We start from the raw sequence: 24,027 nt of genomic DNA, 5'->3' as shown, positions 1-24,027 counted from the left end.
ACGTCGTGTGCCCGCGACCCGCGTTCGAGGTCAGGGGGAGGCCAGGCGGCCCAGTTCTGGGGGGATCTTGGCGGCGGCGGCGCGGTCGAGCAGGAACAGGGTGCCGGCCCGGCCGCGGGCGCCGGCCGCCGGCACCTGGACGTGCCCCGAGTCCGACAGGGCCAGGCGTACCGCGCCCGACTTCTCCTCGCCGGCCGCCACCACCCACACCTCGCGCGCCGCCTGGATGGCGGGCAGCGTCAGGGAGATGCGGGTGGGGGGCGGCTTGGGGGAGCCGTGCACGGAGACGACCGGGCGCGTGTCGTACAGGGCGGGCATGCCGGGGAACAGCGAGGCCACGTGCGCGTCGGGGCCCATGCCGAGGAGCATGACGTCGAAGGCCGGCACCGGGCCGTGGTCCTCGGGGCGGGCCGCGGCGCGCAGCTCGGCGGCGTACGCCTCGGCCGACTCCTCGGCCGTCATGCCGGAGTCGGGGCCGCGCATGACGTGGATCCGGCCGGGGTCCAGGTCCACGTGGTCGAGCAGCGCCTGGCGGGCGCCGGTCTCGTTGCGTTCCTTGTCGCCGGTGGGCACGAAACGTTCGTCGCCCCACCAGACGTCCAGGCGCCGCCAGTCGACGGCGTCACGGGCGGGCGTGGCGGCGATGGCGGCCAGCGTGGCGATGCCGACCGTGCCGCCGGTCAGCACGATCGAGGCCGACCCCTTGGCCGACTGCACGTCGACCAGGCGCGTGATGATGCGCGCCGCCACGGCCTTGGCCAGGACGTCGGCGTCGCGGTGCACGACAACGTTGGGAACGCTCACGACACTTCTTTCTCAAGTGGAGGGGGGTCAGCCCTTGTACGTACGGGCGAAGCGCTTGACGGCGGCCTCGTAGACCTCGTCGCTGTCCAGCCGGCGCAGCTCCTCGGCCATCAGCTCGGAGGTGTGCCGCCGGGCCAGGGCCACGTTCCGGTCGGGCTGGCCGGGCCGCGACAGCGTGGCCAGCCGCGCGTCGGAACGCATGACCGACAGCTCGCCGTCGCCGGTCTGCAGCCGTACGGCGGTCAGGCCCGGACCGGCCGACTCGCCCACCTTGACCGGCGCCCCCAGCCGCTCCGACAGCCAGGCCGCCAGTAGCGGCGCGCTCGGGTGCCCGGCGCTGGCCTCCACCACGCCCTTGCGCACCTTGCCCACCGGCTGGTCGAACGCGGCGGCCAGCAGGCTGCGCCACGGCGTCAGCCGGGCCCAGGCCAGGTCGGTGTCGCCGGGGGCGTACCCCTTGGCGCGGGTGACCAGCGACGCGGCGCCGCCGTTCTCGAAGCCCTTGGCGTCGGTGATGCGCCGCTGGGCCAGGGCGCCGATCGCGTCCTTGGACGGCACGTCGGGGGCCGCGCCCGGCCACCAGGCCACCACGGGGGTGTCGGGCAGCAGCAGGGGGCTGACGACGGAGTCGGCGTGCTGGGTCAGCTCGCCGTACAGGCGCAGCACCACGACCTCGCCCGGCGTGTTCTCGCCGATGCGCAGCTCGGCGTCGAGCCGGTTGGGCTCGGCCTCCTCCCGCTTGATCACCACGATGATGCGCGAGGGGTGCTCGCGGGCCGCCTCGGTGGCGGCGCGCAGCGCGTCGTACTGGTGGCGCTCCTCGGAGACCACCACGAGGGTCAGCACCATGCCGATGGCGGGCGCGCCCATCTGGTGGCGCAGCAGCATGAGCTGCGCCGAGATCTTGCCGGCCGTCGTGTCCGACAGCATGAACGTCGTCACTAGAGTCTCCTCCACACGCGGCCGTCGCGCGCCATCATCGCGTCGGCCGACTCCGGGCCCCACGAGCCCGACTCGTACCCCTCGGGCTGTCCCTGCGTGGCCCAGAAGTCCTCGATCGGGTCGAGGATCGTCCAGGACAGCTCGACCTCGCGCTGGTGCGGGAAGAGCGGCGGGTCGCCGATCATGACGTCGAGCAGCAGCCGCTCGTACGCCTCGGGCGAGGACTCCAGGAACGACTCGCCGTAGGCGAAGTCCATGGACACGTCGCGCACCTCCATGGCGGTGCCCGGGACCTTCGACCCGAACCGCACGGTGATGCCCTCGTCCGGCTGGACGCGGATGACCAGGGCGTTCTGGCCCAGGATCTCGGTGTCGGTCTTGCTGAAGGGCAGGTGCGGCGCCCGCTGGAACACCACGGCCACCTCGGTGACGCGGCGGCCCAGCCGCTTGCCGGTACGCAGGTAGAACGGCACCCCGGCCCACCGCCGGTTGGCGATCTCCAGCTTGATGGCCGCGTACGTCTCGGTGGTCGACTCGGCGGAGATGCCCTCCTCCTGGAGGTAGCCGACGACCTTCTCGCCGCCCTGCCACCCGGCCGCGTACTGGCCGCGCGCGGTGTTGAGCCCCAGGTTGGACGGCAGCCGCACCGCCTTGAGCACCTTCTCCTTCTCCCGGCGCAGCGCCGAGGCGTCGAAGGAGGTCGGGTCCTCCATGGCGACCAGCGCGAGCAGCTGGAGCAGGTGGTTCTGGATCACGTCGCGGGCCGCGCCGATGCCGTCGTAGTAGCCGGCGCGCCCGCCGATGCCGATGTCCTCGGCCATGGTGATCTGCACGTGGTCGACGAAGCTGCGGTTCCAGATGGGCTCGTACAGGTTGTTGGCGAAGCGCAGCGCCAGGATGTTCTGGACCGTCTCCTTGCCCAGGTAGTGGTCGATCCGGAAGATCGAGCTCTCCGGGAACGCCGACGTGGTGATCTCGTTCAGCTCGTGGGCCGACTTCAGGTCGTGGCCGAACGGCTTCTCGATGACCACCCGCCGCCACGACCCCTCGGGCGCGTCGGACAGCCCGGTGCGCTTGAGCTGCTCGACCACCACGGGGAAGAACTTGGGCGGGACGGACAGGTAGAAAGCGTAGTTGCCGCCCGTGCCGCGGGTCTGGTCGATCTCCGCCAACGCCATCGCCAGCGCGTCGAAGGCTCCGTCGTCGGAGAACTCGCCCGGCACGAAATGGATGCCTTCGAGGATCTGCTTCCAGACCTCCTCGCGGAACGGCGTACGCGCGTGCGCCTTGACCGCGTCGTGCGTCAACTGCGCGAAGTCCTGGTCCTTCCAGTCGCGCCTGGCGAAACCGACCAGCGAGAAACCGGGCGGCAGCAGGCCGCGGTTGCCCAGGTCGTAAATGGCCGGCAGCAGCTTGCGCTTGGCCAGGTCGCCCGTCACGCCGAACAGCACCAGCACGCACGGCCCCGCCACCCGCGGCAGCCGCTTGTCACGCGGGTCGCGCAAGGGGTTGGCCTCGGCGACCTCCAATGTCGTGGCGGTGTTCGCCACGGCCGCCGCCACCGCGACGACCTCCTCCTCAGGAGATGCTTCGTCAGTCATCTCAAACCTCCTGTGCGGCTGCGAGCAAATGCGCGACACCCGTCGCGCGGTCCGTCAAGTGCAGGCGTACGGCGGGCCGTCCGCGGGTCTCCAGCGCGGCCAGGTCGCCCAGCGCCTGCGCGAGCTGGAGCCGCCCCAGCGTGTACGGCTGCCCGGGGACGGCGACGTCGTCGGCCACCGCACCCGTGATCTGCAGGAACACGCCGTTCTGCGGCCCGCCCTTGTGGTATTGGCCGGTCGAGTGCAGGAAACGCGGCCCCCACCCGAACGTCACCGGCCGGTTGGTGCGGATGGCGAGCAGGGCGCGCAGCGTGGCCGCGTCGGCCATCATCCACGCGTCGGTCATCTGCTCGAAGTCGGCCCCCTCGGGCACCGGCGCGTCGAAGGCGGCCAGCCGGTCGAGGTAGGCCATCACGGCCAGGTAGCCGTCGTGCGGGATGGCCTTCAGCAGCTCGGCCAGCACGCCGGGCAGGTCGTGGGAGCGGACCGCGCCGTAGACCTCGACGGGCCCGTCGACCAGCGCGGGCGCGCCCAGCGGCAGGTCGGGCAGGGCCAGCAGGGCCGCGGTGTTCTCCTTGGACTCGGCCACGTTCGGCTGGTCGAACGGGTCGATCTCCAGCAGCAGCCCGGCCACGGCGGTCGCGTACTCCCAGACCAGGAACTGGCCGCCGAGCGGCCCGTCGACGCGTACGGCGCCGTTGTCGGACTCGATCGCGACGACCAGCTCGTCGCTGGTGTGGTTGGGGTCGGCGTTGACGATCGGCAGGATGCCCCGGCCCTGCTTGCCGGTGGACTCGGCGACGAGCTGCTCGATCCAGTCGGGCAGCCCGTTGATGCCCGAGAGCTGGTCCTCCAGCACGAGCTTGTCGCGCCCGGCCAGCGCCGCGCCGCCGAGGGCCGCGCCCAGGTCGAGGCCGGGGTTGCCGGTGTCCAGGGACAGCAGCGGCAGCACCTCCTCGGCGTCGTCCAGCAGCCGTTCGACGTCGGCCCCGGCCAGCGCGCTCGGCACCAGCCCGAACGCCGACAGCGCCGAATAGCGGCCGCCCACGTCGGGGACGGCCAGCACCAGGTGGTAGCCGCCGTCGACGGCCCGCTGCTCCAGCGGTGAGCCGTGGTCGGTGACGACCACGATCCGGTCGGCGGGCGAGATGCCCGCCTCGGTGAAGATCTGTTCGTAGATGCGCAGGTGGCAGTCGGTCTCGACGGTCGAGCCGCTCTTGCTGGCCACCACCACGACCGTGGACTCCAGCAGGTCGGTCAGCGCCCGCCGGACCTGCGCGGGGTCGGTCGTGTCAAGCACGGTCAGCGGCACGTCGGCGGTCTGGCAGATCACCTCGGGAGCCAGCGACGAGCCGCCCATCCCGGCCAGCACCACGTTCGTCAGGCCCTCGGCGCGCGCCCGCTCCACGAGCTTGCCCAGCTCGGGAAGGAGCTCGCGGGAGGTGCGCGGCAGCGTCAGCCAGCCGAGCCGGACCGCCGCCACCGCCTCGGCGTCCTCGCCCCACAGCGTGGGGTCGCCGCCGGCCAGCCGCGCGGGCACGCCGTCGGCGACGAGGCGCCCCGCGACGGAGGAGGCGGCCGCGGCCACCCCCTCCTCGCGGTAGGACACCTCGATCATGGCACCAGATTCTTGGTGACGCTCTCCAGCAGCTCGTTCCAGGACGCCTCGAACTTCTCGACGCCCTCCTCCTCCAGCACCCGCACGACGTCGTCGTAGTCGATGCCGGCGTCCTTGAGCGCGGCCATGGTGTTCCAGGCCTGCTCGTAGAAGGGGCGCACGGTGTCGCCGGTGACCTGGGCGTGGTCGGCGGTGGCGTCGAGGGTCTTCTCCGGCATCGTGTTGACGGTGCCGGGGGCGACGAGCTGGTCGACGTACATGGTGTCGGAGTAGTCGGGGTTCTTCACCCCGGTCGAGGCCCACAGCGGGCGCTGCGGACGGGCGCCCGCGGCGCGCAGGCGCTGCCAGCGCTCGGAGCTGACGACCTCCTCGTAGGCGGCGTAGGCCAGGCGCGCGTTGGCGATGCCGGCCTTGCCCTTCAGCTCCGGCTTGCCGAGCTTGTCCAGCCGCTTGTCGATCTCGGTGTCGACGCGGCTGACGAAGAACGAGGCCACCGACTCGATCGTGGCCAGGTCCAGGCCCTTGGCCTGCGCGGCCTCCAGGCCGGCCAGCCAGGCGTCCATGACCGCGCGGTAGCGCTCCAGGGAGAAGATCAGCGTGACGTTGACGCTGATGCCCTCCGACAGCGCCTGCGTGATCGCGGGCAGGCCCTCAAGGGTGGCCGGGATCTTGATGAACAGGTTGGGCCGGTCGACCATCCACCACAGCGCCCTGGCCTCGGCCACGGTCTTCTCGCTCTCGCGGGCCAGCCGCGGGTCGACCTCCAGCGAGACGCGGCCGTCCACGCCGCCGGTGGCGTCGTAGACCGGGCGCAGCACGTCGGCGGCCCAGCGGATGTCGTACGTGGTGATGGCGCGGACGGCCTCCTCCACGGTGACGCCGCGGACGGCCAGGTCGTGGAGCTGGGCGTTGTAGGCGTCGCCCTTGCTGAGCGCGCCGGCGAAGATCGTCGGGTTGGAGGTGACCCCGACGACGTTCTTCTCGCGGATCAGCTGGTCGAGGTTGCCCGTGCGCAGCCGTTCGCGGCTGATGTCGTCGAGCCAGATGGAAACGCCCTGGCCGGACAGCTTGTTGAGGTTCTCGCTCATCTTCTTCTCAGTTTCCCGTCGTCTCGCCCTTGTCCTGACCCAGCTTGGCGAGGCTCGCCTTGGCCGCGGCCGCCACGCGCTCGGCCGTGAGCCCGAACTGCTCGTACAGCGTCTTGTACGGCGCCGAGGCGCCGAAGTGCTCCAGGCTGACCACTTCGCCGCACTCGCCGACGAACTGGTGCCAGCCGAGCGCGACGCCGGCCTCGACCGCGACCCGAGCCCTGATCGAGCTCGGCAGGACGGTCTGCCGGTACGCGGAGTCCTGCCCGTTGAACCACTCGACACACGGCATCGACACCACTCGTGCCGGGATGCCCTGCGCCTCCAGCAGCTCGCGGCCCTGCACGGCCACCTCGACCTCGCTGCCGGTGGCGATGATGATCACGTGCGGCTGGCCGTCGGACGCCTCGCGCAGCACGTAGCCGCCGCGGGCCACGCCGTCGGCGCTCGTGCCCTCGTAGACCGGCACGTTCTGCCTGGTCAGCGCCAGGGCGGCGGGACGGTCGGTGTGCTCCAGGATCGTCTTCCACGCATGCGCGGTCTCGTTGGCGTCGGCCGGGCGGACGACGTCGAGGCCGGGGATGGCGCGCAGCGCCCACAGGTGCTCGATCGGCTGGTGGGTGGGGCCGTCCTCGCCCAGGCCGATGGAGTCGTGCGTCCAGACGTAGGTGACCGGCAGCTTCATCAGCGCCGCCAGGCGCACCGAGGGGCGCATGTAGTCGGAGAAGACCAGGAACGTGCCGCCGTAGGGGCGGGTGCCGCCGTGCAGGGCGATGCCGTTGAGAATCGCGCCCATGGCGTGCTCGCGGATGCCGAAGTGCAGCGTGCGGCCGTAGCGGTTACCGGGGAAGTCCTTGGTCTGGTACTCCTCGGGGATGAAGGACGGCTCGCCCTTCATCGTGGTCAGGTTCGACTCGGCCAGGTCGGCCGAGCCGCCCCACAGCTCGGGCAGCACCGGCGCCAGCGCGCCCAGCACCTCGCCGCTGGCCTTGCGGGTGGCCATCGAGGAGCCGGTCTCGAACTCGGGCAGGGCCGTGGCCCAGCCGGCGGGCAGCTCGCGGTGGGAGATGCGGTCGAACTCCTTGGCCCGCTCGGGGTTGGCCAGGCGCCATTCGGCATATCCCTTGTCCCACTCGGCACGCTCGGTACGGCCGCGGGCGACCACCTCGCGGGCGTGCTGCAGCACCTCGGCCGGCACGTCGAAGCTCTTGGCCGGGTCCATGCCCAGGATCTCCTTGGTCGCGGCGATCTCCGCCTCGCCCAGGGCCGCGCCATGGATCTTGCCGGTGTTCTTCTTGTTCGGCGCCGGCCAGCCGATGATCGTGCGCAGCCGGATGAAGGAGGGCCGGTCGGTCTCGGCCTTGGCCGCTTCCAGCGCCTCGTACAGCGCCTGGACGTCCTCTTCGTACTCGCCGCCGGCGGTCCAGTCGACGCTCTCGGTGTGCCAGCCGTACGCCTCGTAGCGCTTGACGACGTCCTCGGACTTGGCGATGAGGGTGTCGTCCTCGATGGAGATGTGGTTGTCGTCGTACAGGACGACGAGGTTGCCGAGCTTCTGGTGGCCGGCCAGGGCGCTGGCCTCGTGGCTGATGCCCTCCTCGATGTCGCCGTCGCTGACGAAGCACCAGATGTGGTGGTCGAACGGCGAGGAGCCGCGCTCGGCGTCGGGGTCGAACAGGCCGCGCTCGCGGCGGGCCGCCATCGCCATGCCGACCGCGTTGCCCAGGCCCTGGCCGAGCGGGCCGGTGGTGGTCTCCACGCCGGCGGTGTGGCCGTGCTCGGGGTGACCCGGGGTCAGGCTGTCCCACTGGCGCAGCCGCCGCAGGTCGTCGAGCGTCAGGCCGTAGCCCGACAGGTAGAGCTGGATGTAGAGCGTCAGGCTGGTGTGGCCGCACGACAGCACGAACCGGTCGCGGCCCGCCCAGTTGGGGTCGCTGGGATCGTGGCGCATCACGCGCTGGAACAGCAGGTATGCGGCGGGGGCCAGGCTCATGGCGGTGCCGGGGTGACCCGAGCCCGCCTTCTCCACTGCGTCCATCGCCAGGGCCCGGACGACGTCGACGGCCTTCTTGTCGAGGTCGGTCCATTCAAGGGCTGGCACGAGTTCGGTGCTCAAGTGCTCGATCTCCGGAATCTAGTTGTCATTTGGCAGTACCTGTTGGCTATCCCGCCCACACGGGACCCTAACCGAGTGGAGCTGGCGATCGATTCCCATTCCACCCTCGCGTGTCCATGAATGGCGCAAGCCCCCCATTGGCCGGACCGTCCGCCCCTGCGACTACAGTTTGTTTGTTCGCAGAGGCGCCACGGCGCCACTCATCGATCCGCTCTAATCAGAGGTTACGCGTTGACTCCGCACAGGCTGGAAGCGCCTTGACGGTGCTGACCAACAGGCAGGCCACGACCCCCTCGACCGAGCCCGGGGCGCCGCGCACGTTCGGCATGGTCGTGAAGGCCTACGTCGCGCTCACCAAGCCGCGGATCATCGAGCTGCTGCTGATCACGACCCTGCCGGTGATGTTCCTGGCGGCCGGCGGCCTGCCGCCGCTGTGGAAGTCGATCGCCGTCATGGTCTTCGGCACCCTGTCGGCGGGCAGCGCCAACGCGCTCAACTGCTACGTCGACCGCGACATCGACCAGAAGATGCGGCGCACCCGCCGCCGGCCGCTGGCCAGGCACCAGGTGTCGCCGCGCGGCGCGCTGATCTTCGGCATCGTCCTGGGGATTTTGTCCACTGTTGGCCTGTGGCTCACCACCAATTGGCTGGCCGCGGTGCTGTCCACCGGCGCGATCCTGTTCTACGTCATCGTCTACTCGATGGTGCTCAAGCGCCGCACGGCCCAGAACATCGTCTGGGGCGGCATCGCGGGCTGCATGCCGGTCATGATCGGCTGGGCGGGCATCACCGAGCGGCTCGACTGGGCGCCCCTGGTGCTGTTCGGCGTGGTGTTCTTCTGGACGCCGCCCCACACCTGGACCCTCGCCATGCGTTACAAGGAGGACTACGCGGCGGCCAAGGTGCCGATGCTGCCGGTGGTGGCCACCGAGCGGCGGGTGATCCTGGAGTCCGTGGCCTACACCTGGGCGACCGTGCTGTGCTCGCTGGCCCTGTGGCCGGTGGCCGGCACCACGCTGTTCTACCCGGTCGTCGCGGTCGTGCTCGGCGTGGTCTGCCTGTGGGAGGTCCACCGCCTGCTGGCCCGGCTCAACGCCGGCAAGAGCGGCGTCGACCTGCGCCCGATGCGCTTCTTCCACTGGTCCAACGCCTACCTCGCGCTGCTCTTCCTCGCCGTCGCGATCGACCCGCTGCTGGCCTGAGCGCCGTGACCGTCCTGACCGCCGTGCGCGAGGCCCGCGACGCGCGTGTCCGGACGGTGAGGAGTGGCTGTCCCGCGCGGGCGGTCGGCACGGACCCCGGCCCTTCGATCCGTTAAAGTCACGGTATGGCGACCCGTGATCCACGCTGGGTGTTGAAGGACCGCCCGTCGTTCGCGTTGATCACCGGGCTGGTCCTCACCGGCATCTGCGCCCTGGTCTCGTTCTCCTTCGACGTGATCAACGGTGAGCCGGTGCAGTTCTTCATCGCGCTCGGGCTCGCCCTGGCTCCGGTGCCGCTGCTGCTGGCCGCCGTGCTGGCGCTCGACCGCATGGAGCCGGAGCCGCGCAGCAACCTGATCTTCGCCTTCGCCTGGGGCGCGGGCATCGCCGTGCTGGTCGCCGGCGCGATCAACTCGCTCAACCTCCACTACTTCATCGACACCGCCAAGCTCTCGCCGACCAGCGCCCGCAACCTGGCGGCCACCTTCGGCGCGCCGGTGGTCGAGGAGACGATGAAGGGCCTGGTGCTGCTCGGCCTGCTGAAGTTCCGCCGGGCCGAGCTCGACGGCCCCACCGACGGCATCATCTACGCCAGCATGGTCGGCCTCGGCTTCGCCATGAGCGAGAACGTCAGCTACTACCTGTCGGCGCTCAACGGCAACGGCGTCAGCAGCCTGGCGGTCACCGTGGTGCTGCGCGGCATCCTGTCGCCGTTCGCCCATCCGCTGTTCAGCTCGATGATCGGGGTGGCCGTCGCCTACGCGGCCCAGCGCCAGGGGCCCGAGCGGGTGTTCCTGGTGCTGGCCGGCTGGTCGGGGGCGATGATCCTGCACGGCCTGTGGAACGGCCTGGCCTCCTACGGCGGCTTCCCCGGGCTCGTGGTGGCCTACCTGGCGCTGCTGGTGGTGCTCGTCGTGCTGATCGGCGTGGTGTTCAGGGACCGGCGGCGCATCGTCGCGCTCATCCAGACCTACCTGCCGCCATACGAGCCGACCAGGCTGGTCGGGCCGGCCGACATCTACATGTTGTCCACGTTCGCCAGGCGCCGCCAGGCCAGGCAGTGGGCCAGGGCCTACGGCGGCAAGCGCGGGGTGCGCGCCATGCGCGACTACCAGCTCGCCGCCACCGAGCTCGGCCTGCTGCACGAGCGGGCGGCCCGCCACATCGTCGACGAGCAGGCCTTCCACGAGGAGCAGCGGGCCCTGCTGGAGTGCATGAGCACCGCCCGCGCCGACTTCCCGGTGCCGCCGGTGCACGCCCGCCGGATGGCCAGGGGCACCCCGCCGCCCGGCTACGCGCCCGGCGCGCCCCGCTGAGCCAGGATCTGGGTCAGCGAGACCTCGCGCGGCCCGGGGAAGACCGGGTCGGAGTGCAGCAGCAGCGCGTCCACCACGGCCTTGCCGGTGGCCAGCAGCTCCCGGGTGGCGTAGACGTACGTGGTGGCCGCCCACTGGCGGGTGGAGTCGTCGCCCACGCCGAACGTCTCCAGCCCGGCCGTCCGGCACAGCGCGACGGCCCTCGGCAGGTGGAAGACCTGGGTGACGACGGTGACCCGTTCGGCGCCGAACACCCGGCGGGCCCGTACGCACGAGTCCCAGGTGTCGAACCCGGCGTAGTCGAGCACGATCACGTCGGCCGGCACGCCCCTGCGCAGCAGGTAGTCGCGCATGGCGGTGGGCTCGTCGTACTCCTTGCGGCTGTTGTCGCCCGACAGCAGCAGCGCCCGCACCTTGCCCGCCCGGTAGAGCTCGGCGGCCACGTCGAGCCGGCGGGCCAGCATCGGCGTGGGCTGGGTGCGCCACAGCCCGGCGCCGAGCACCAGCGCGGCCTGCGCGGGCGGCACCCGGCCCAGCCAGCCGCCGCTGTCGGCCACCACGCGGTGCGGCGAGCTGTCGAGCCAGGCCCAGGTCATGGGCGCCAGCGCGAGCACGCTGACCAGCACCAGCCCCTGGTACGTACGGCGCAGCAGCCTGCGCGAGAGCCTAGGGAGTCGCAGCACACCCCATACCATCGCACAACGGTCAGACCGGAGCGGGCGCTTCCGTGTGAGCGGCGGCGGCCGGGACCTCCAGCGGGCCTCTGCTGCGCAGCGAGGTGACCACCCGCAGCGCGGCGATCCACACCAGCGAGGCGCCGAGCACGTGCAGCAGCACCAGCGCGGCCGGCACGGCCAGGAAGTACTGGGTGTAGCCGATCACGCCCTGGCCCAGCTCCACGACGAACAGCCCGAGCGCGGCCCGCCTGGCGGCCCGGGGCGCGCCGGTCACGCGCAGCGCGAACAGCAGCGCGAACGTCAGGCCGACGACGACGTAGACGATGTCGGCGTGCAGCCGGGCCACGGTCTCGATGTCGAAGCCGAACCGGGAGGCGATGACGTCGCCCGAGTGCGGGCCCGTGCCGCTGACCACCACGCCCGCCACCAGCAGCACCGCCGTGGCGGCGAGCAGCGCGTGGCCGAGCCGCCGGACGTCGCGGTGGGCGATCCCGGCGGCCGGGCCGTCGCCCTCGCCGGCGCGCGCGTAGAGCATCCAGCAGGCGGCGATCAGCGCCATGGAGATCAGGAAGTGCATGCCGACCGTGAACGGGCTGAGCGCGGTCCTGACCACCAGCCCGCCCCACAGAGCCTGGGCCAGCACGCCCGCCGGCTGCAGCAGCGCCAGGCGCACCAGCGCCCGCCTGCGCGGGACCAGGCGCAGCGCCGCGACGACGCACGCCGCGCCCACCGCCAGCACCAGGAACGTCAGCAGCCGGTTGCCGAACTCGATGAGCATCGTGAGCATCGACATCTCGGGATGGGCGACGGGCACGAAGCTGTCGGGCGTGCACCTCGGCCAGGTCGGGCAGCCGAGGCCGGAACCGGTCACCCGCACGCCCGCGCCGGTCACCGCGATGCCCGCGTTGGCCACCACGGAGGCCAGCGCCCAGCCGCGCATCGAGCGCGCGGTCGGCGCCCAGAACGAGCGCAGCGCGCGGGCCAGGACATTGGGGTGGCCGGTGGATTCCTTCACGTCAACGATGGTACGGGCCAGGTGGGACGGTCCCGTCAGGGGCTTCTCCGGAACGTGACAATGTGACATGTTACTCCTGGCGGCTTTCCCGACCCGGTCCGGAGGGGCTTCGAACTGTGATCACAACTGTCGACTACCACACGGGCGGCGAGCCGTTCCGGATCGTGACCGGAGGCGTCCCCGGCATCCCCGGAGCGGACGTGCTCACCCGGCGGGAGAACGCGCCCGCCCACGCCGACCACGTCAGGCGGCTGCTGTGCCACGAGCCGCGCGGGCACGCCGACATGTACGGCTGCTTCCTCGTCCCGCCCGACGACGCCGGGGCGCATCTGGGCGCGCTGTTCTGGCACAAGGACGGCTTCTCCACCGCCTGCGGGCACGGCACGATCGCCCTGGGGGCCTACGCGGTGCAGGAGGGGCTGGTCGAGGCCGACCCCGACGGGGAGACCGACGTGGTGGTGGACGTGCCGTCGGGGCGGGTCAGGGCGCGGGTGCGGTGCTCGGGCGGGCGGGTGGCGGGAGTGACGTTCGTGAGCGTCCCGTCGTACGTGATCGCGCGGGACGTGGCCGTCGCTGGAACGAAGGTTGATATTTCGTACGGCGGGGCGATTTATGCGTCTATTTCGGCGGGGGAGTTGGGGCTGTCCGTCGAGCCCCGCCACCTGACCGCCCTCGTCGGGCACGCCCGCCGCATCAAGGCCGCCCTGGCCGGCCACCCCGCCACCCGCCACCCACGCGACGACCGCCTGTCCGGCGTCTACGGCGTCATCTTCTACGACGACCTGCCGGCCGACGCCGTACCGGACGGCGAGCTGTCGGGTGACGGGCTGAACGTCCGGCAGCGCAACGTCACCGTCTTCGCCGACGGCGAGGTGGACCGGTCGCCGTGCGGGTCGGGCACCGCCGCCAGGGTGGCGCTGCTGCACGACGCCGGCCTGCGCGGCACCCTGGTGCACGAGAGCGTCGTCGGGTCCGTCTTCCGGGCGCGGGTGGCCGGGGTGACGGCCGAGGGGATCGTGCCGGAGATCGAGGGCATGGCCTACCGCACCGGCCGGCACGTCTTCGAGCTCGATCCCGACGACCCGATCGGAACGGGGTTCACGCTGCGATGAGCGCTCTTCCCTACATCGACGGGCCCGTGCTGGAGCGGCTGGTGCCGGTCGGCCGCGCGGTGGCCGTCCTCGAACAGGCCCTGCGCGACGGGCTCGACCCCGAGTTGACGCCCCGGCGGCCGGCCGTGGACCTGCCGGCCGGGCAGCTCCTGCTCATGCCCGCCGCCGCCGGCCGCTACGCCGGGGTCAAGGCCGTCACCGTCACGCCCGACAACCCCGGGCGCGGGCTGCCCCGCATCCAGGGGACGTACCTGCTGCTGGACGGCCCGACCCTGGCCCCGCTCGCCGCCCTGGACGGCATCGCGCTCACGTCCCTGCGCACGCCCGCCGTCTCCGCCCTGGCCGTCGCCCACCTGGCCGAGCCGGACGCACGCCGCCTGGTGGTGTTCGGCAGCGGGCCGCAGGCGTACGGGCACGTCCTGGCCCTGCGCGAGGTGCGGCCCGTCGAGCACGTCACGGTCGTGGGCCGCGACCCCGCCCGCGCCGCCGCCCTGGCCGCCCGCTGCCGCACCCTGGGCCTGGCCGCCGAACCCCTGACCACCGGAGCTCCCACCGCCGAAGCCCCCACCGCCGAAGCCGCGGTGGTGCCCGGCGCGGTGGCGGACGCGATCCGGGCCGCCGACCTCGTCGCCTGCTGCACCACGGCCGCGCAGCCGCTGTTCCCCGGTAAGCTCGCCCGGGACGGCGTCACCGTGGTCGCGGTCGGGTCGCACGAGCCCGGCGTCCGCGAGCTCGACGGCGACCTCGTCGCCCGCGCCACCGTGGTCGTCGAGGCCAGATCGGCCGCCCTCGAGGAAGCCGGCGACGTGATCATCCCGATCCGCCACGGTACGATCACCTCTGGTCATCTCGCCGGGAACCTCGCCGAGCTGATCGCCGGGAGGGTGGTGGCCGGTCCCGGCCCGCGGGTGTTCAAGAGCACGGGCATGGCGTGGCAGGACCTGGTGGTCGCCGCGGCCGCGTACGAGGCGTGGAAGTAGGAGGGAAGGCGGATGGCTGCCGAGGACCGGCTCGACCTGCCGATGGTGGGGGAGCGGCAGAGTCTGCGCGAGCAGGTCGCGCACGCGCTGCGGGCCGCGCTGATCACCGGTGAGATGCGGCCAGGGGTGGTCTACTCCGCGCCCGTGCTCGCCGCGCAGTTCGGCGTCTCGGCCACGCCGGTCCGCGAGGCCATGCTCGACCTGGCCAAGGAGGGCCTGGTCGAGGCCGTGCGCAACAAGGGCTTCCGGGTGACCGAGCTGTCCGACCGCGACCTCGACGAGCTGACCCAGATCCGTGAGCTGATCGAGGTGCCCACCGTCTCGCGGCTGGCCGACAGCGCCCGCGCCGAGGAGTTCGAACGGCTGCGCCCGATCGCCGAGGAGATCGTCTCGGCCGCCGACCGGGCCGACCTGCTCGCCTACATCGACGCCGACCTGCGCTTCCACCTGGAGCTGCTGGCCCTGGCGGGCAACGTCCACCTGGTGGAGGTGGTGCGCGACCTGCGCAACCGGGCCCGGCTCTACGGTCTGTCGCAGCTGGCCGAGCGCGGCTCGCTGACCGACTCCGCCAGGGAGCACCTGGCCATGCTCGACGCGCTCAAGAGCGGTGACGGCAAGGCGGTCGGCCACCTGATGGGCGAGCACATCGGCCACGTCCGGGGGATCTGGGCCGAGCACTGACGCCTGCCGCGTTTCTTTACCGTCCGAATTGAGAGGGTTTGTCCGTTTTGGGGTAATGTGTTGGTGAAAGCTTTCACGAACTGATCTTCCTGAGAGCCGCACAAGCCCGGTCACGCGGATGCCCGCATCCGTTGACCTTCACCGGGCTCGGCGACCCGCCCACCTCAAGCCGAGCCCTCCGCCGCGCGCCCGAGAGATCCCCATCCCCGCGGGCGCGCGGCGGCACCTCCTCGGTACTCCCTACCGCCCGGTCATCAGCGCCCGGTCATCCTGGTCGAGCCGAGGCTGGCGGCCACGACGCACACGATCGCCGCCCACTGCTGCGCGTGCAGGACCTCGCCCAGCACCAGCACGCCCGCCAGCGCCGCCACGGCCGGCTCCAGGCTCATCAGAATGCCGAACACGTGCTTGGGCATGCGCCGCAGCGCGTGGAGTTCCAGCGAGTACGGGATCACCGACGACAGCAGCCCCACGCCCAGCCCGATCAGCAGCAGCGACGGCTGCAACAGGTCGGCGCCGCCGGTCGTGACGCCCACCGGCGCGATCACCAGGGTCGAGACGATCATCGCGAACGACAGCCCGGTGGTGCCGGGGAAACGCCGCCCGGCCGCCGCGGACAGCAGGATGTAGGCCGCCCAGCACGCGCCCGCCACCAGGGCGAACCCGATGCCGAGCCACCAGGCCGCCGACGCCTGCTGCCCCCAGGGCGCCAGCAGCGCCACGCCGAGGCCGGCCAGGCCGATCCAGGCCAGGTCGAGCCTGCGCCGGGAGGCGGCCACGGCCACGCCCAGCGGGCCGAGGAACTCGATCGCCACCGCGACGCCCATCGGCAGCCGCGACAGGGCCTCGTAGTACGACAGGTTCATCAGCGCGAGCGTCAGGCCGAACCCGGCCCCGACCGCCCAGTCGCGCCACCCCAGCCCGCGCAGCTTCGGCCTGGCCACCGCGGCCATGATCAGGCCGCCCGCCGCGATGCGCAGGAACACCACGGCGCTCGGCGGCAGGACGGCGAACAGGTTCTTGGCGAACGCGGCGCCGAGCTGCACCGAGACGATGGACAGCAGGACCAGCGACGAGGGCGGGATCGAGTCCGCGGCCTGGCGCAGCAGGCGGCCAGGCCGGGGCAGCGCCGGGCGGCGATCGAAGGGATCGTCGAGGGCGAAGTCGGTCACGGAACTCCTCGCGCGGAAGGTGGGGCGGTCGTCCAGAGCGTACTGACCTCGGACGACATCTCCGCACGCGGGGTGGCGCGCCCCCCCCCACTCCCGGCGGAACAGCCTCACCCCCAGCGGAACAGCCGCCTCACTCCCAGCGGAACAGCCGCGAGACCAGCGCCAGGGTCAGCACGGCCCAGCCGGCCAGGACGAGCACCGGCCCCAGCGGCAGCGCCGCCCCCTGGGCGAGCACCGCGCGCAGGCCGCCGGTCAGCGCCGAGATCGGCAGCAGCTCCAGGACCGGCCGCGCGCCCTCGGGGAACTTCGAAAGCGGGAAGATCACCCCGCCCGCCCCCAGCAGCACCAGGTAGACCAGGTTGGCCGCGGCCAGCGTCGCTTCGGCCCGCAGCGTGCCCGCCATGAGCAGGCCGAGGCCGCTGAAGGCCGCCGTGCCCAGAACGACCAGCACCGCGGCGGCCAGGAACGACCCGTGGGGCCGCCAGCCCAGCGCCAGCCCCACTGCCACGATCACGGCTGCCTGGATGACCTCCACGGCCACCACCGCGGCCGTCTTCGCCAGCATGAGCCCGGCCCTGGACAGCGGGGTCGCGCCCAGCCGCTTGAGCACGCCGTAGCGGCGCTCGAAGCCGGTGCCGATGGCCTGACCGGTGAAGGCCGTGGACATGACGGCCAGGGCCAGCACGCCCGGCACGAGGAAGTCGACCCGCCGGCCGCCCCCGACGTCGACCAGCGGTGCCAGCGAGAAGCCGACCAGCAGCAGCACCGGGATGATCAGGGTGAGCAGGAGCTGCTCGCCGTTGCGCAGCATCGTGCGGACCTCCGAGCCGGCCTGCGCGAGCACCATGCGCGGGAACGGCGCGGCGCCCGGCGCGGGCGAGAGGTCGAGCACGGGGGTCATCGCAGCTCCCTGCCGGTCAGTTCGAGGAAGACGTCTTCGAGGGTACGGCGCTCGATGCGCAGGTCGTCGGCCGTGACGCCCTCCGCCGCGCACCAGGCCGTGACGGTGGCCAGCAGCTCGGGCCCCACCTGGCCCTCGATGATGTAGTGGCCGGCCGGCGACTCCTTGGCCGCGCTGCCCACCGGGAGCGCGTTGAGCAGCTCCTCCAGCGTGAGCCCCGGCCTGGCCCTGAACCTGAGCTGCCGCTCGGCCCCGGTCAGCGAGGCCGGGCTGCCCTCGGCCACGACGCGCCCCCTGTCGATGATCACGACGTGGTCGGCCAGCCGCTCGGCCTCCTCCATGTGGTGGGTGGTCAGCACCACCGACACCCCGGCGCCGCGCAGCTCGCCGACCAGGTCCCAGCAGGCGTGCCGGGCCTGCGGGTCGAGCCCGGCGGTCGGCTCGTCGAGGAACACCAGCTCCGGCCTGCCGATCACGGCCGCGGCCAGCGACAGCCGCTGCTGCTGCCCGCCCGACAGCCGCCGGTAGGGGGTGCGCGCGTGCTCGGCCAGCCCGAGCCGGGTCAGCAGCGCGCCGGGATCGTGCGGACGGGCGTAGAAGCGCGCGACCAGGCGCAGCCACTCGGCGCAGCGCATCGCCGGCGGCACCCCGCCCGCCTGGAGCATCACCCCGACGCGCGGCCGCAGCTCGGGCAGCGTGGGCGACAGGCCGAGCACCCGAACCGTGCCGGAGTCGGCCTTGCGGAACCCCTCGCAGATCTCGACCGTGGACGTCTTGCCCGCGCCGTTGGGCCCGAGGACGGCGGTGACCGCGCCGCGGCCGGCCCGCAGGGTGAGGCCGTCGAGGGCGGTCCGGCCGCCGTAGCGTTTGACCAGGTCGACGATCTCGACGGCTGGGGAATCCATGGCCACGAGTTTAGGGACTGCGCCGGGCGGTCCGGCCCCCAGGTACGCGCCCGGCGAACGCCCGCCGGGCGGCCCTGCCCGGAAATGGACGGCTCTTGACCGGACCGTTCCCCGGAAAGACGTGAGAACCGGGGGAAGGACGGCGATGAGCTCCACATGTCGCGACGCAGTGGATACGACCCAGGAGTTCCGTGCTGGGTGGACCTGGCCAGCACCGACGTCCCCGGCTCGGTCCGGTTCTACGGGGATCTGTTCGGCTGGCGGGCCGACATGGTCGACGACCCGGCGGCCGGCGGCTACGGGATGTTCGTCCACGAGGGCAGCAAGGTCGCCGGGATCGGCCCCGTCCGCGACGGCGGCTCCACCTCGCTCTGGAACACCTACGTCGCCACCGACGACGCCGCCGCGCTGGCCGGCCGGGTCAGGGACGCCGGCGGCACCGTCGTGGCGGAGCCCATGGCGATCTTCGACGAGGGCACCATGGTCGCCCTGCGGGCCCCCGACGGCTCCTACGCCGCCGCCTGGCAGGCGGCCGCCCACGCGGGTGCGGAGCTGGTCAACGAGCCCGGCGCGTTCTGCTGGAACGAGCTGTGCACCCGGGACGCGCCGGCCGCCGAGCGTTTCTACTCGGCGGTCTTCGGCTGGACGTCCCGCACGTCCGACCTGGGCGGCATGGCCTACACCGAGTGGGTGGCGGGGGAGGCGGCCGTCGCGGGGATGATCCCGATGCCCGACGAGGCCCCGGCGGAGCTGCCGTCGTTCTGGCTGACCTACTTCGCGGTCGCCGACCTCGACGCGGCCCTGCACGCCGCCGCCGACGCGGGCGCCGACGTGCTCACCGGCGTGACCGAGGCGCCGCCCGGCAGGTTCGCGCAGCTCATCGACCCGCAGGGCGCGGCGTTCGGAGTCATCCAGCTCAACGAAACGTCATGAAATATCTGATAACCGGGAATTAGGAGGACCGAATCCCGGTTTGATCCCTCGGCCCTCGTGGGTCATCGGCCTGCGAGGGGAAGGGGTTCGCGCATGTCCGTGGCAGAAGCCGCGTCCGCCGCCATTGGGAGCAAGGGCGAGACCAAGGGCGGGAGGCGGGGGCTGCTGCTGGTGATCCTGGGCGCGCTGTCGGCGATCGGCCCGCTGTCCATCGACATGTACCTGCCCGCCCTGCCCGCCATCACCGAGGAGATGCTCAGCGCTCCCGCGCAGGTCCAGCTCACCCTCACCGCCTGCCTGATCGGCGTCTCCGTCGGCCAGGTCGTCGCCGGCCCGGTCAGCGACGTGCGCGGGCGGCGCGTCCCGCTGATCGTGGGCGTGTCGGGGTTCATGGTGGCCTCGCTGCTGTGCGCGTTCGCGCCGTCGGTGCCCGTGCTGATCGTTCTGCGGCTGCTGCAGGGCATTCTGGGCGGGGCGGCGCTGGTCATCGTGCGCGCGGTCGTCCGCGACCTGTACGACGGCGCCGCCATCGCCCGCATCTTCGCCACGCTCATGCTGGTCAGCGGCCTGGCGCCGATCCTCGCGCCCATCGCCGGGGCCCAGCTGCTCGCCTTCACCTCCTGGCGCGGCGTGTTCGTGGCGCTCAGCGTCGCCGGGCTCGTGCTGCTGCTGGCCGTGCTGCCGGGGGTGCGCGAGACGCTGCCCGCCGACCGGCGCGAGAGCGGCGGGCTGGGGCACACCGTGCGCACCTTCTGGCAGCTCCTGCGCGACCGCGCGTTCATGGGCTGCGCGCTCACCGCGGGGCTGGCCTTCGCGGCGATGTTCGGCTACATCTCCGGCTCGCCGTTCGTGCTCCAGCAGGTGTACGGCGCCACCCCGCAGCAGTACTCGCTCATCTTCGGGCTCAACGCGCTCGGCCTGACCGCGATGGCCCAGCTCGGCGGCCGCCTGTCGGGCCGCGTGGAGCCCTCCCGCCTGGTCGTCATCGGGCTGGTCACCGGCCTGGTGGGCGCCGGGCTCCTGCTGACCGCCGCGCTCACCGGGCTCGGCCTGGCCGGCATTGTGGCGGGCCTGTTCGTCATCATGCTGGGTCAGGGGCTCGTCCTGCCCGGCACCGGCGCGCTCGCGCTGGCCGGGCAGCCCGCCCAGATCGCCGGCAGCGCCTCGGCGCTGCTCGGCGTGCTGCAGTTCGCGCTGGGCGCGCTGGCGGCCCCGCTGGTCGGCCTGGCGGGCGAGGGCACGGCCGTGCCGATGGCCTGCGTGATGCTCGGCCTCATCGTCTGCTCCACGCTCGCGTTCGCGATCCTGGGACGCCGAAAAGTTAGGTAAGCCTTACCTGCGTGAGCAATTCCATTGGTGGCCTGCTCCGATTCGTTTGTGCAGCGGGAAGGAATTACGGCACACTGATGTTGTGAAAAACATGCCCACGATCGAGCCCGGTAGCGAGCGCGGCACCCGCGCGCGTGTCGCCAGGCTGATTCTTGAGCATGGTCCCGTGACGGCCGCCTCGCTCGGCGAGCGGCTGGGGCTGACGCCCGCCGCGGTGCGCAGGCACCTCGACGCGTTGCTGGCCGAGGGAATGATAGAGCCTCGCACGGTCAGGCCGCGCGGTCAGCGCGGGCGCGGACGGCCCGCCAAGCTGTTCGCCATCACCGACGCGGGGCGCAGTGCTTTCGAGCACGCCTATGACGACCTCGCCGGGAGCGCACTCCGCTTCCTGGCCGAGCGCATGGGGAGAGAAGCCGTGACCGACTTCGCCCGCTCGCAGGTGTCGAGCCTGCTGACGCGGCTGGAGCCGGTCATGCGGACGGTGCCGGCGGACCAGCGCGTACAGGTGCTGGCGCAGGCGCTGTCGGCAGAGGGGTACGCCGCCTCGGCCAGCAAGGCCAAGTCGGGCGGCGACCAGCTCTGCCAGCACCACTGCCCGGTGGCTCACGCGGCCGCGGAGTTCCCGCAGCTCTGCGAGGCCGAGACGGAGGCGTTCGCGCAACTGCTCGGCACCCCGGTGCAGCGCCTGGCCACGATCGCGCACGGCGACGGGGTCTGCACGACCCACGTGAGCCCCAAGTCGCTGGCTGAATCCGCACACAGAGACAAGAGCAAGGAGACCGGAAGGTGACTGTCACCGACCGCCCGGAGCTGGAAGGCCTCGGGAATTACAAGTTCGGCTGGGCCGACCCGGATGCCGCGGGCGCGGCGGCCAAGCGTGGCCTGTCCGAGGAGGTCGTCCGCAACATCTCCGCGCTCAAGAACGAGCCGGAGTGGATGCTCGACCTTCGCCTGAAGGGCCTCCGCCTGTTCGCCAAGAAGCCGCTGCCCACCTGGGGCTCCGACCTCACCGGCATCGACTTCGACAACATCAAGTACTTCGTGCGCTCGACCGAGAAGCAGGCCGCTTCCTGGGACGAGCTGCCCGCCGACATCAAGAACACCTACGACAAGCTCGGCATCCCCGAGGCGGAGAAGCAGCGCCTCATCGCCGGCGTCGCGGCCCAGTACGAGTCGGAGGTCGTCTACCACAAGATCCGTGAGGACCTTGAGGAGAAGGGCGTCATCTTCGTCGACACCGACACGGGCCTGAAGGAGCACGAGGAGCTCTTCAAGGAGTACTTCGGCTCGGTGATCCCGGTCGGCGACAACAAGTTCGCCGCGCTCAACACCGCCGTGTGGTCCGGTGGCTCGTTCATCTACGTGCCGCCGAACGTCGAGGTCGAGATCCCGCTGCAGGCCTACTTCCGGATCAACACCGAGAACATGGGCCAGTTCGAGCGGACCCTGATCGTCGTGGACGAGAACTCCTACGTCCACTACGTCGAGGGCTGCACCGCGCCGATCTACTCCTCCGACTCGCTGCACAGCGCGGTCGTCGAGATCATCGTGAAGAAGAACGCCCGCTGCCGTTACACGACCATCCAGAACTGGTCGAACAACGTCTACAACCTGGTCACCAAGCGCGCCGTCGCCTACGAGGGCGCGACCATGGAGTGGATCGACGGCAACATCGGCTCCAAGGTCACGATGAAGTACCCGGCCGTCTACCTGATGGGCGAGCACGCCAAGGGCGAGACGCTGAGCGTCGCCTTCGCCGGCGAGGGCCAGCACCAGGACGCCGGCTCCAAGATGGTGCACCTGGCGCCCAACACCAGCTCCAGCGTCATCTCCAAGTCGGTGGCGCGCGGCGGCGGCCGCACCTCCTACCGCGGTCTCGTGCAGATCGAGGAGGGCGCCCACGGCAGCGCCAGCACCGTCAAGTGCGACGCGCTCCTGGTCGACCAGATCAGCCGCTCCGACACCTACCCGTACGTCGACGTGCGCGAGGACGACGTCTCGATGGGCCACGAGGCCACGGTCTCCAAGGTCAGCGAGGACCAGCTCTTCTACCTCATGAGCCGCGGGCTCGGCGAGGACGAGGCCATGGCGATGATCGTGCGCGGCTTCGTCGAGCCGATCGCCCGCGAGCTGCCCATGGAATACGCGCTCGAGCTCAACCGGCTGATCGAGCTGCAGATGGAAGGAGCCGTCGGCTGATGGGCCTGAACGAGAAGCCCCTGTCGACCCTGCACGAGAAGGCGTCCTACGACCTGGACGACTTCGAGGTCCCGACCGGGCGCGAGGAGTCGTGGCGCTTCACGCCGCTGTCCCGCCTGAAGGGCCTGCACAACGGCAAGGCCGACCCCGTGGGGCACGTGCGCCTCGACGTCGAGGCCGCGCCCGAGGTCGTCGTCGAGACGGTCGGGCGCGACGACGCCCGCGTCGGCAAGGCGTTCACGCCCACCGACCGGGTCAGCGCGCAGGCGTGGAACAGCTTCGAGAAGGCGACCGTGATCACGGTGCCGCGCGAGGCCGTCACGTCGAAGCCGACCGTGCTCACCCTGACCGGTGAGGGCGACGGCGCCGCCTACGGCCACATCGTGGTCAAGGTGGAGCCGATGGCCGAGGCCGTGGTCGTGCTCGACCACAAGGGCAGCGCCGTCTACGCCGACAACATCGAGTTCGTCGTCGGCGACGGCGCCAACCTCAAGGTCGTGAGCCTCCAGGACTGGGACGACGACGCCGTGCACGTCTCCCACCACCACGCCCAGCTCGCCAAGGACGCGACCTTCCGCAGCTTCGTGGTGACCCTCGGCGGCGACCTGGTCCGGCTCTCGCCCAGCGTGGCCTACACCGCGCCCGGCGGCGACGCCGACATGTCCGGCGTCTACTTCGTCGACGCCGGCCAGCACCTGGAGCACCGCCTCCTGGTCGACCACTCCCAGCCCAACTGCAAGAGCAACGTCGACTACCGCGGCGCGCTGCAGGGGCAGGACGCGCACGCCGTCTGGATCGGCGACGTGATCATCAGGGTCGAGGCCGAGGGCACCGACACCTACGAGCTCAACCGCAACCTCATCCTCACCGACGGCGCCCGCGCCGACTCGGTCCCCAACCTGGAGATCCTCACCGGCGAGGTCGCCGGAGCCGGGCACGCCTCGGCCTCGGGCCGCCTCGACGACGAGCACATCTTCTACCTCCAGGCCCGCGGCATCCCCTACGACGAGGCCCGCCGCCTGGTCATCAGGGGCTTCCTCGGCCAGCTCATCGAGAAGATCCAGATCGAGGAGATCCGCGACCGCGTGCTGGCCGCGGTGGAGGCGGAGCTCGCGCGATGAGTTTCGAGAAGGTCTGCCAGGTCGCCGACATTCCCGACGGCGGCGTCATCGGCGTCGAGGTCGGGGAGACCCCGGTGGCGCTGGTGCGCAAGGGCGCCGACGTCTTCGCCCTGCACGACGTCTGCTCGCACGCCGAGGTGAAGCTCAGCGAGGGCGAGGTCTACGACGGCACGCTGGAGTGCTGGCTGCACGGCTCGTGCTTCGACGTGCGCTCCGGCAAGCCCACCGGCCCGCCCGCCACCAAGCCCGTGAACGTCTACACAGTCAAGATCGACGGCGACGACGTCCTCGTCTCGCTCTCGAAGGAGTCATAAA

At 71.8% G+C, this 24,027-nt stretch carries 22 protein-coding genes; 11 read left to right on the top strand and 11 right to left on the bottom strand.

The features are described 5' to 3' along the window. Positions 1 to 30: 30 nt before the first annotated feature. The 6 genes from pgl to tkt are packed head-to-tail and all read right to left on the bottom strand — an operon-like array spanning position 31 to position 8,091. Positions 31 to 804 (bottom strand): 6-phosphogluconolactonase, encoded by a 774-nt coding sequence (gene pgl / locus ACIBK9_RS16800; protein ID WP_357983369.1) that lies wholly within the window; start codon positions 802 to 804, stop codon positions 31 to 33. A gap of 27 nt (positions 805 to 831) precedes the next feature. Beyond that, positions 832 to 1,746, bottom strand: a complete 915-nt coding sequence (gene opcA / locus ACIBK9_RS16795) for a glucose-6-phosphate dehydrogenase assembly protein OpcA (RefSeq protein ID WP_352323011.1) — start codon at positions 1,744 to 1,746, stop codon at positions 832 to 834. Continuing rightward, the gene (zwf, locus tag ACIBK9_RS16790; protein ID WP_358300168.1) at positions 1,746 to 3,347 is read right to left on the bottom strand and encodes a glucose-6-phosphate dehydrogenase; all 1,602 of its coding nucleotides are present in this window, start codon (positions 3,345 to 3,347) and stop codon (positions 1,746 to 1,748) included. Before zwf ends, opcA begins: the two co-directional genes overlap by 1 nt. Before the next feature lies 1 nt (position 3,348). Beyond that, on the bottom strand, positions 3,349 to 4,965 hold the full coding sequence (locus ACIBK9_RS16785) for a glucose-6-phosphate isomerase (RefSeq protein WP_358300166.1): 1,617 nt from the start codon (positions 4,963 to 4,965) through the stop codon (positions 3,349 to 3,351). Further along, positions 4,962 to 6,053 carry a transaldolase gene (tal, locus tag ACIBK9_RS16780; protein WP_352364404.1) on the bottom strand — a complete coding sequence of 364 codons (1,092 nt, stop codon included), beginning with the start codon at positions 6,051 to 6,053 and terminating at the stop codon, positions 4,962 to 4,964. The genes ACIBK9_RS16785 and tal overlap by 4 nt, the downstream gene beginning before the upstream one ends. A gap of 7 nt (positions 6,054 to 6,060) precedes the next feature. After that, on the bottom strand, positions 6,061 to 8,091 hold the full coding sequence (gene tkt, locus ACIBK9_RS16775) for a transketolase (RefSeq protein WP_387680351.1): 2,031 nt from the start codon (positions 8,089 to 8,091) through the stop codon (positions 6,061 to 6,063). Between the two features lie 341 nt (positions 8,092 to 8,432). Here tkt and ACIBK9_RS16770 point away from each other — a divergent pair, with 341 nt between their 5' ends. Beyond that, a complete protein-coding gene (locus ACIBK9_RS16770) occupies positions 8,433 to 9,371 on the top strand; it encodes a heme o synthase (RefSeq protein ID WP_387680354.1) in 939 nt (312 codons plus the stop codon). 125 nt (positions 9,372 to 9,496) lie between these two features. Next, positions 9,497 to 10,687, top strand: coding sequence for a PrsW family intramembrane metalloprotease (locus ACIBK9_RS16765; protein ID WP_352364398.1), 1,191 nt, complete (start codon positions 9,497 to 9,499; stop codon positions 10,685 to 10,687). Here ACIBK9_RS16765 and ACIBK9_RS16760 read toward each other — a convergent pair. Both ACIBK9_RS16760 and ACIBK9_RS16755 read right to left on the bottom strand, forming a co-directional pair. After that, positions 10,663 to 11,370 (bottom strand): vancomycin high temperature exclusion protein, encoded by a 708-nt coding sequence (locus ACIBK9_RS16760; protein ID WP_397158915.1) that lies wholly within the window; start codon positions 11,368 to 11,370, stop codon positions 10,663 to 10,665. The two genes, ACIBK9_RS16765 and ACIBK9_RS16760, sit on opposite strands and share 25 nt — an antisense overlap. A gap of 22 nt (positions 11,371 to 11,392) precedes the next feature. Beyond that, positions 11,393 to 12,379: a heme A synthase gene (locus ACIBK9_RS16755; RefSeq protein ID WP_397158913.1), complete on the bottom strand. Its 987-nt coding sequence runs from the start codon at positions 12,377 to 12,379 to the stop codon at positions 11,393 to 11,395. A gap of 116 nt (positions 12,380 to 12,495) precedes the next feature. Here ACIBK9_RS16755 and ACIBK9_RS16750 point away from each other — a divergent pair, with 116 nt between their 5' ends. From ACIBK9_RS16750 to ACIBK9_RS16740, 3 genes are read left to right on the top strand one after another with little or no spacing between them, the layout of a single operon-like run. Then, positions 12,496 to 13,491 carry a proline racemase family protein gene (locus tag ACIBK9_RS16750; protein ID WP_397158911.1) on the top strand — a complete coding sequence of 332 codons (996 nt, stop codon included), beginning with the start codon at positions 12,496 to 12,498 and terminating at the stop codon, positions 13,489 to 13,491. Then, the gene (locus ACIBK9_RS16745; protein ID WP_397158909.1) at positions 13,488 to 14,471 is read left to right on the top strand and encodes an ornithine cyclodeaminase family protein; all 984 of its coding nucleotides are present in this window, start codon (positions 13,488 to 13,490) and stop codon (positions 14,469 to 14,471) included. Before ACIBK9_RS16750 ends, ACIBK9_RS16745 begins: the two co-directional genes overlap by 4 nt. 12 nt (positions 14,472 to 14,483) lie before the next feature. Next, positions 14,484 to 15,152, top strand: a complete 669-nt coding sequence (locus ACIBK9_RS16740) for a GntR family transcriptional regulator (protein WP_352364390.1) — start codon at positions 14,484 to 14,486, stop codon at positions 15,150 to 15,152. A gap of 254 nt (positions 15,153 to 15,406) precedes the next feature. Here ACIBK9_RS16740 and ACIBK9_RS16735 read toward each other — a convergent pair whose 3' ends face one another. The 3 genes from ACIBK9_RS16735 to ACIBK9_RS16725 form a co-directional block, all read right to left on the bottom strand. Then, entirely contained in the window at positions 15,407 to 16,324 is a 918-nt protein-coding gene (locus tag ACIBK9_RS16735) for an EamA family transporter (RefSeq protein ID WP_397158907.1), read from the bottom strand. Between the two features lie 130 nt (positions 16,325 to 16,454). Then, on the bottom strand, positions 16,455 to 17,225 hold the full coding sequence (locus ACIBK9_RS16730; RefSeq protein ID WP_358300141.1) for an ABC transporter permease: 771 nt from the start codon (positions 17,223 to 17,225) through the stop codon (positions 16,455 to 16,457). Further along, positions 17,222 to 18,130, bottom strand: a complete 909-nt coding sequence (locus ACIBK9_RS16725) for an ABC transporter ATP-binding protein (RefSeq protein WP_358300138.1) — start codon at positions 18,128 to 18,130, stop codon at positions 17,222 to 17,224. The genes ACIBK9_RS16730 and ACIBK9_RS16725 overlap by 4 nt, the downstream gene beginning before the upstream one ends. Positions 18,131 to 18,286: 156 nt before the next feature. Between ACIBK9_RS16725 and ACIBK9_RS16720 the strand changes: the two genes are divergently transcribed. The 6 genes from ACIBK9_RS16720 to ACIBK9_RS16695 all read left to right on the top strand — a co-directional run bounded on the left by ACIBK9_RS16720 (position 18,287) and on the right by ACIBK9_RS16695 (position 24,026). Next, complete coding sequence (locus ACIBK9_RS16720; protein ID WP_387679996.1) at positions 18,287 to 19,063, top strand: VOC family protein; 777 nt, start codon at positions 18,287 to 18,289, stop codon at positions 19,061 to 19,063. A 93-nt stretch (positions 19,064 to 19,156) separates the two neighbouring features. Continuing rightward, a complete protein-coding gene (locus ACIBK9_RS16715) occupies positions 19,157 to 20,392 on the top strand; it encodes a multidrug effflux MFS transporter (RefSeq protein WP_397158904.1) in 1,236 nt (411 codons plus the stop codon). Between the two features lie 91 nt (positions 20,393 to 20,483). Next, positions 20,484 to 21,182 carry a metalloregulator ArsR/SmtB family transcription factor gene (locus tag ACIBK9_RS16710; protein ID WP_358300130.1) on the top strand — a complete coding sequence of 233 codons (699 nt, stop codon included), beginning with the start codon at positions 20,484 to 20,486 and terminating at the stop codon, positions 21,180 to 21,182. Beyond that, positions 21,179 to 22,591 carry a Fe-S cluster assembly protein SufB gene (gene sufB / locus ACIBK9_RS16705; RefSeq protein ID WP_352364380.1) on the top strand — a complete coding sequence of 471 codons (1,413 nt, stop codon included), beginning with the start codon at positions 21,179 to 21,181 and terminating at the stop codon, positions 22,589 to 22,591. The genes ACIBK9_RS16710 and sufB overlap by 4 nt, the downstream gene beginning before the upstream one ends. After that, entirely contained in the window at positions 22,591 to 23,712 is a 1,122-nt protein-coding gene (sufD, locus tag ACIBK9_RS16700; RefSeq protein WP_352364378.1) for a Fe-S cluster assembly protein SufD, read from the top strand. The genes sufB and sufD overlap by 1 nt, the downstream gene beginning before the upstream one ends. Next, positions 23,709 to 24,026: a non-heme iron oxygenase ferredoxin subunit gene (locus tag ACIBK9_RS16695; protein ID WP_352325535.1), complete on the top strand. Its 318-nt coding sequence runs from the start codon at positions 23,709 to 23,711 to the stop codon at positions 24,024 to 24,026. The genes sufD and ACIBK9_RS16695 overlap by 4 nt, the downstream gene beginning before the upstream one ends. Position 24,027 lies beyond the last annotated feature (1 nt).

This window comes from Nonomuraea sp. NPDC050227 (assembly GCF_044459705.1).
In the GTDB taxonomy this organism is placed as follows: Bacteria; Actinomycetota; Actinomycetes; order Streptosporangiales; family Streptosporangiaceae; genus Nonomuraea.
Note: the sequence above shows the minus strand (reverse complement) of the source record. Positions and strands in the feature narration are given on the sequence as shown.

What these genes read in the sequence shown, in the direction of transcription:
- zwf (WP_358300168.1), bottom strand. Translation starts at nt 3,347, where the DNA reads ATGACTGACGAAGCATCTCCTGAGGAGGAGGTCGTCGCGGTGGCGGCG.
- ACIBK9_RS16785 (WP_358300166.1), bottom strand. Translation starts at nt 4,965, where the DNA reads ATGATCGAGGTGTCCTACCGCGAGGAGGGGGTGGCCGCGGCCGCCTCC.
- tal (WP_352364404.1), bottom strand. Translation starts at nt 6,053, where the DNA reads ATGAGCGAGAACCTCAACAAGCTGTCCGGCCAGGGCGTTTCCATCTGG.
- tkt (WP_387680351.1), bottom strand. Translation starts at nt 8,091, where the DNA reads ATGGACGCAGTGGAGAAGGCGGGCTCGGGTCACCCCGGCACCGCCATG.
- ACIBK9_RS16765 (WP_352364398.1), top strand. Translation starts at nt 9,497, where the DNA reads ATGGCGACCCGTGATCCACGCTGGGTGTTGAAGGACCGCCCGTCGTTC.
- ACIBK9_RS16745 (WP_397158909.1), top strand. Translation starts at nt 13,488, where the DNA reads ATGAGCGCTCTTCCCTACATCGACGGGCCCGTGCTGGAGCGGCTGGTG.
- ACIBK9_RS16740 (WP_352364390.1), top strand. Translation starts at nt 14,484, where the DNA reads ATGGCTGCCGAGGACCGGCTCGACCTGCCGATGGTGGGGGAGCGGCAG.
- ACIBK9_RS16730 (WP_358300141.1), bottom strand. Translation starts at nt 17,225, where the DNA reads ATGACCCCCGTGCTCGACCTCTCGCCCGCGCCGGGCGCCGCGCCGTTC.
- ACIBK9_RS16725 (WP_358300138.1), bottom strand. Translation starts at nt 18,130, where the DNA reads ATGGATTCCCCAGCCGTCGAGATCGTCGACCTGGTCAAACGCTACGGC.
- ACIBK9_RS16720 (WP_387679996.1), top strand. Translation starts at nt 18,287, where the DNA reads ATGTCGCGACGCAGTGGATACGACCCAGGAGTTCCGTGCTGGGTGGAC.
- ACIBK9_RS16715 (WP_397158904.1), top strand. Translation starts at nt 19,157, where the DNA reads ATGTCCGTGGCAGAAGCCGCGTCCGCCGCCATTGGGAGCAAGGGCGAG.
- ACIBK9_RS16710 (WP_358300130.1), top strand. Translation starts at nt 20,484, where the DNA reads ATGCCCACGATCGAGCCCGGTAGCGAGCGCGGCACCCGCGCGCGTGTC.
- sufD (WP_352364378.1), top strand. Translation starts at nt 22,591, where the DNA reads ATGGGCCTGAACGAGAAGCCCCTGTCGACCCTGCACGAGAAGGCGTCC.
- ACIBK9_RS16695 (WP_352325535.1), top strand. Translation starts at nt 23,709, where the DNA reads ATGAGTTTCGAGAAGGTCTGCCAGGTCGCCGACATTCCCGACGGCGGC.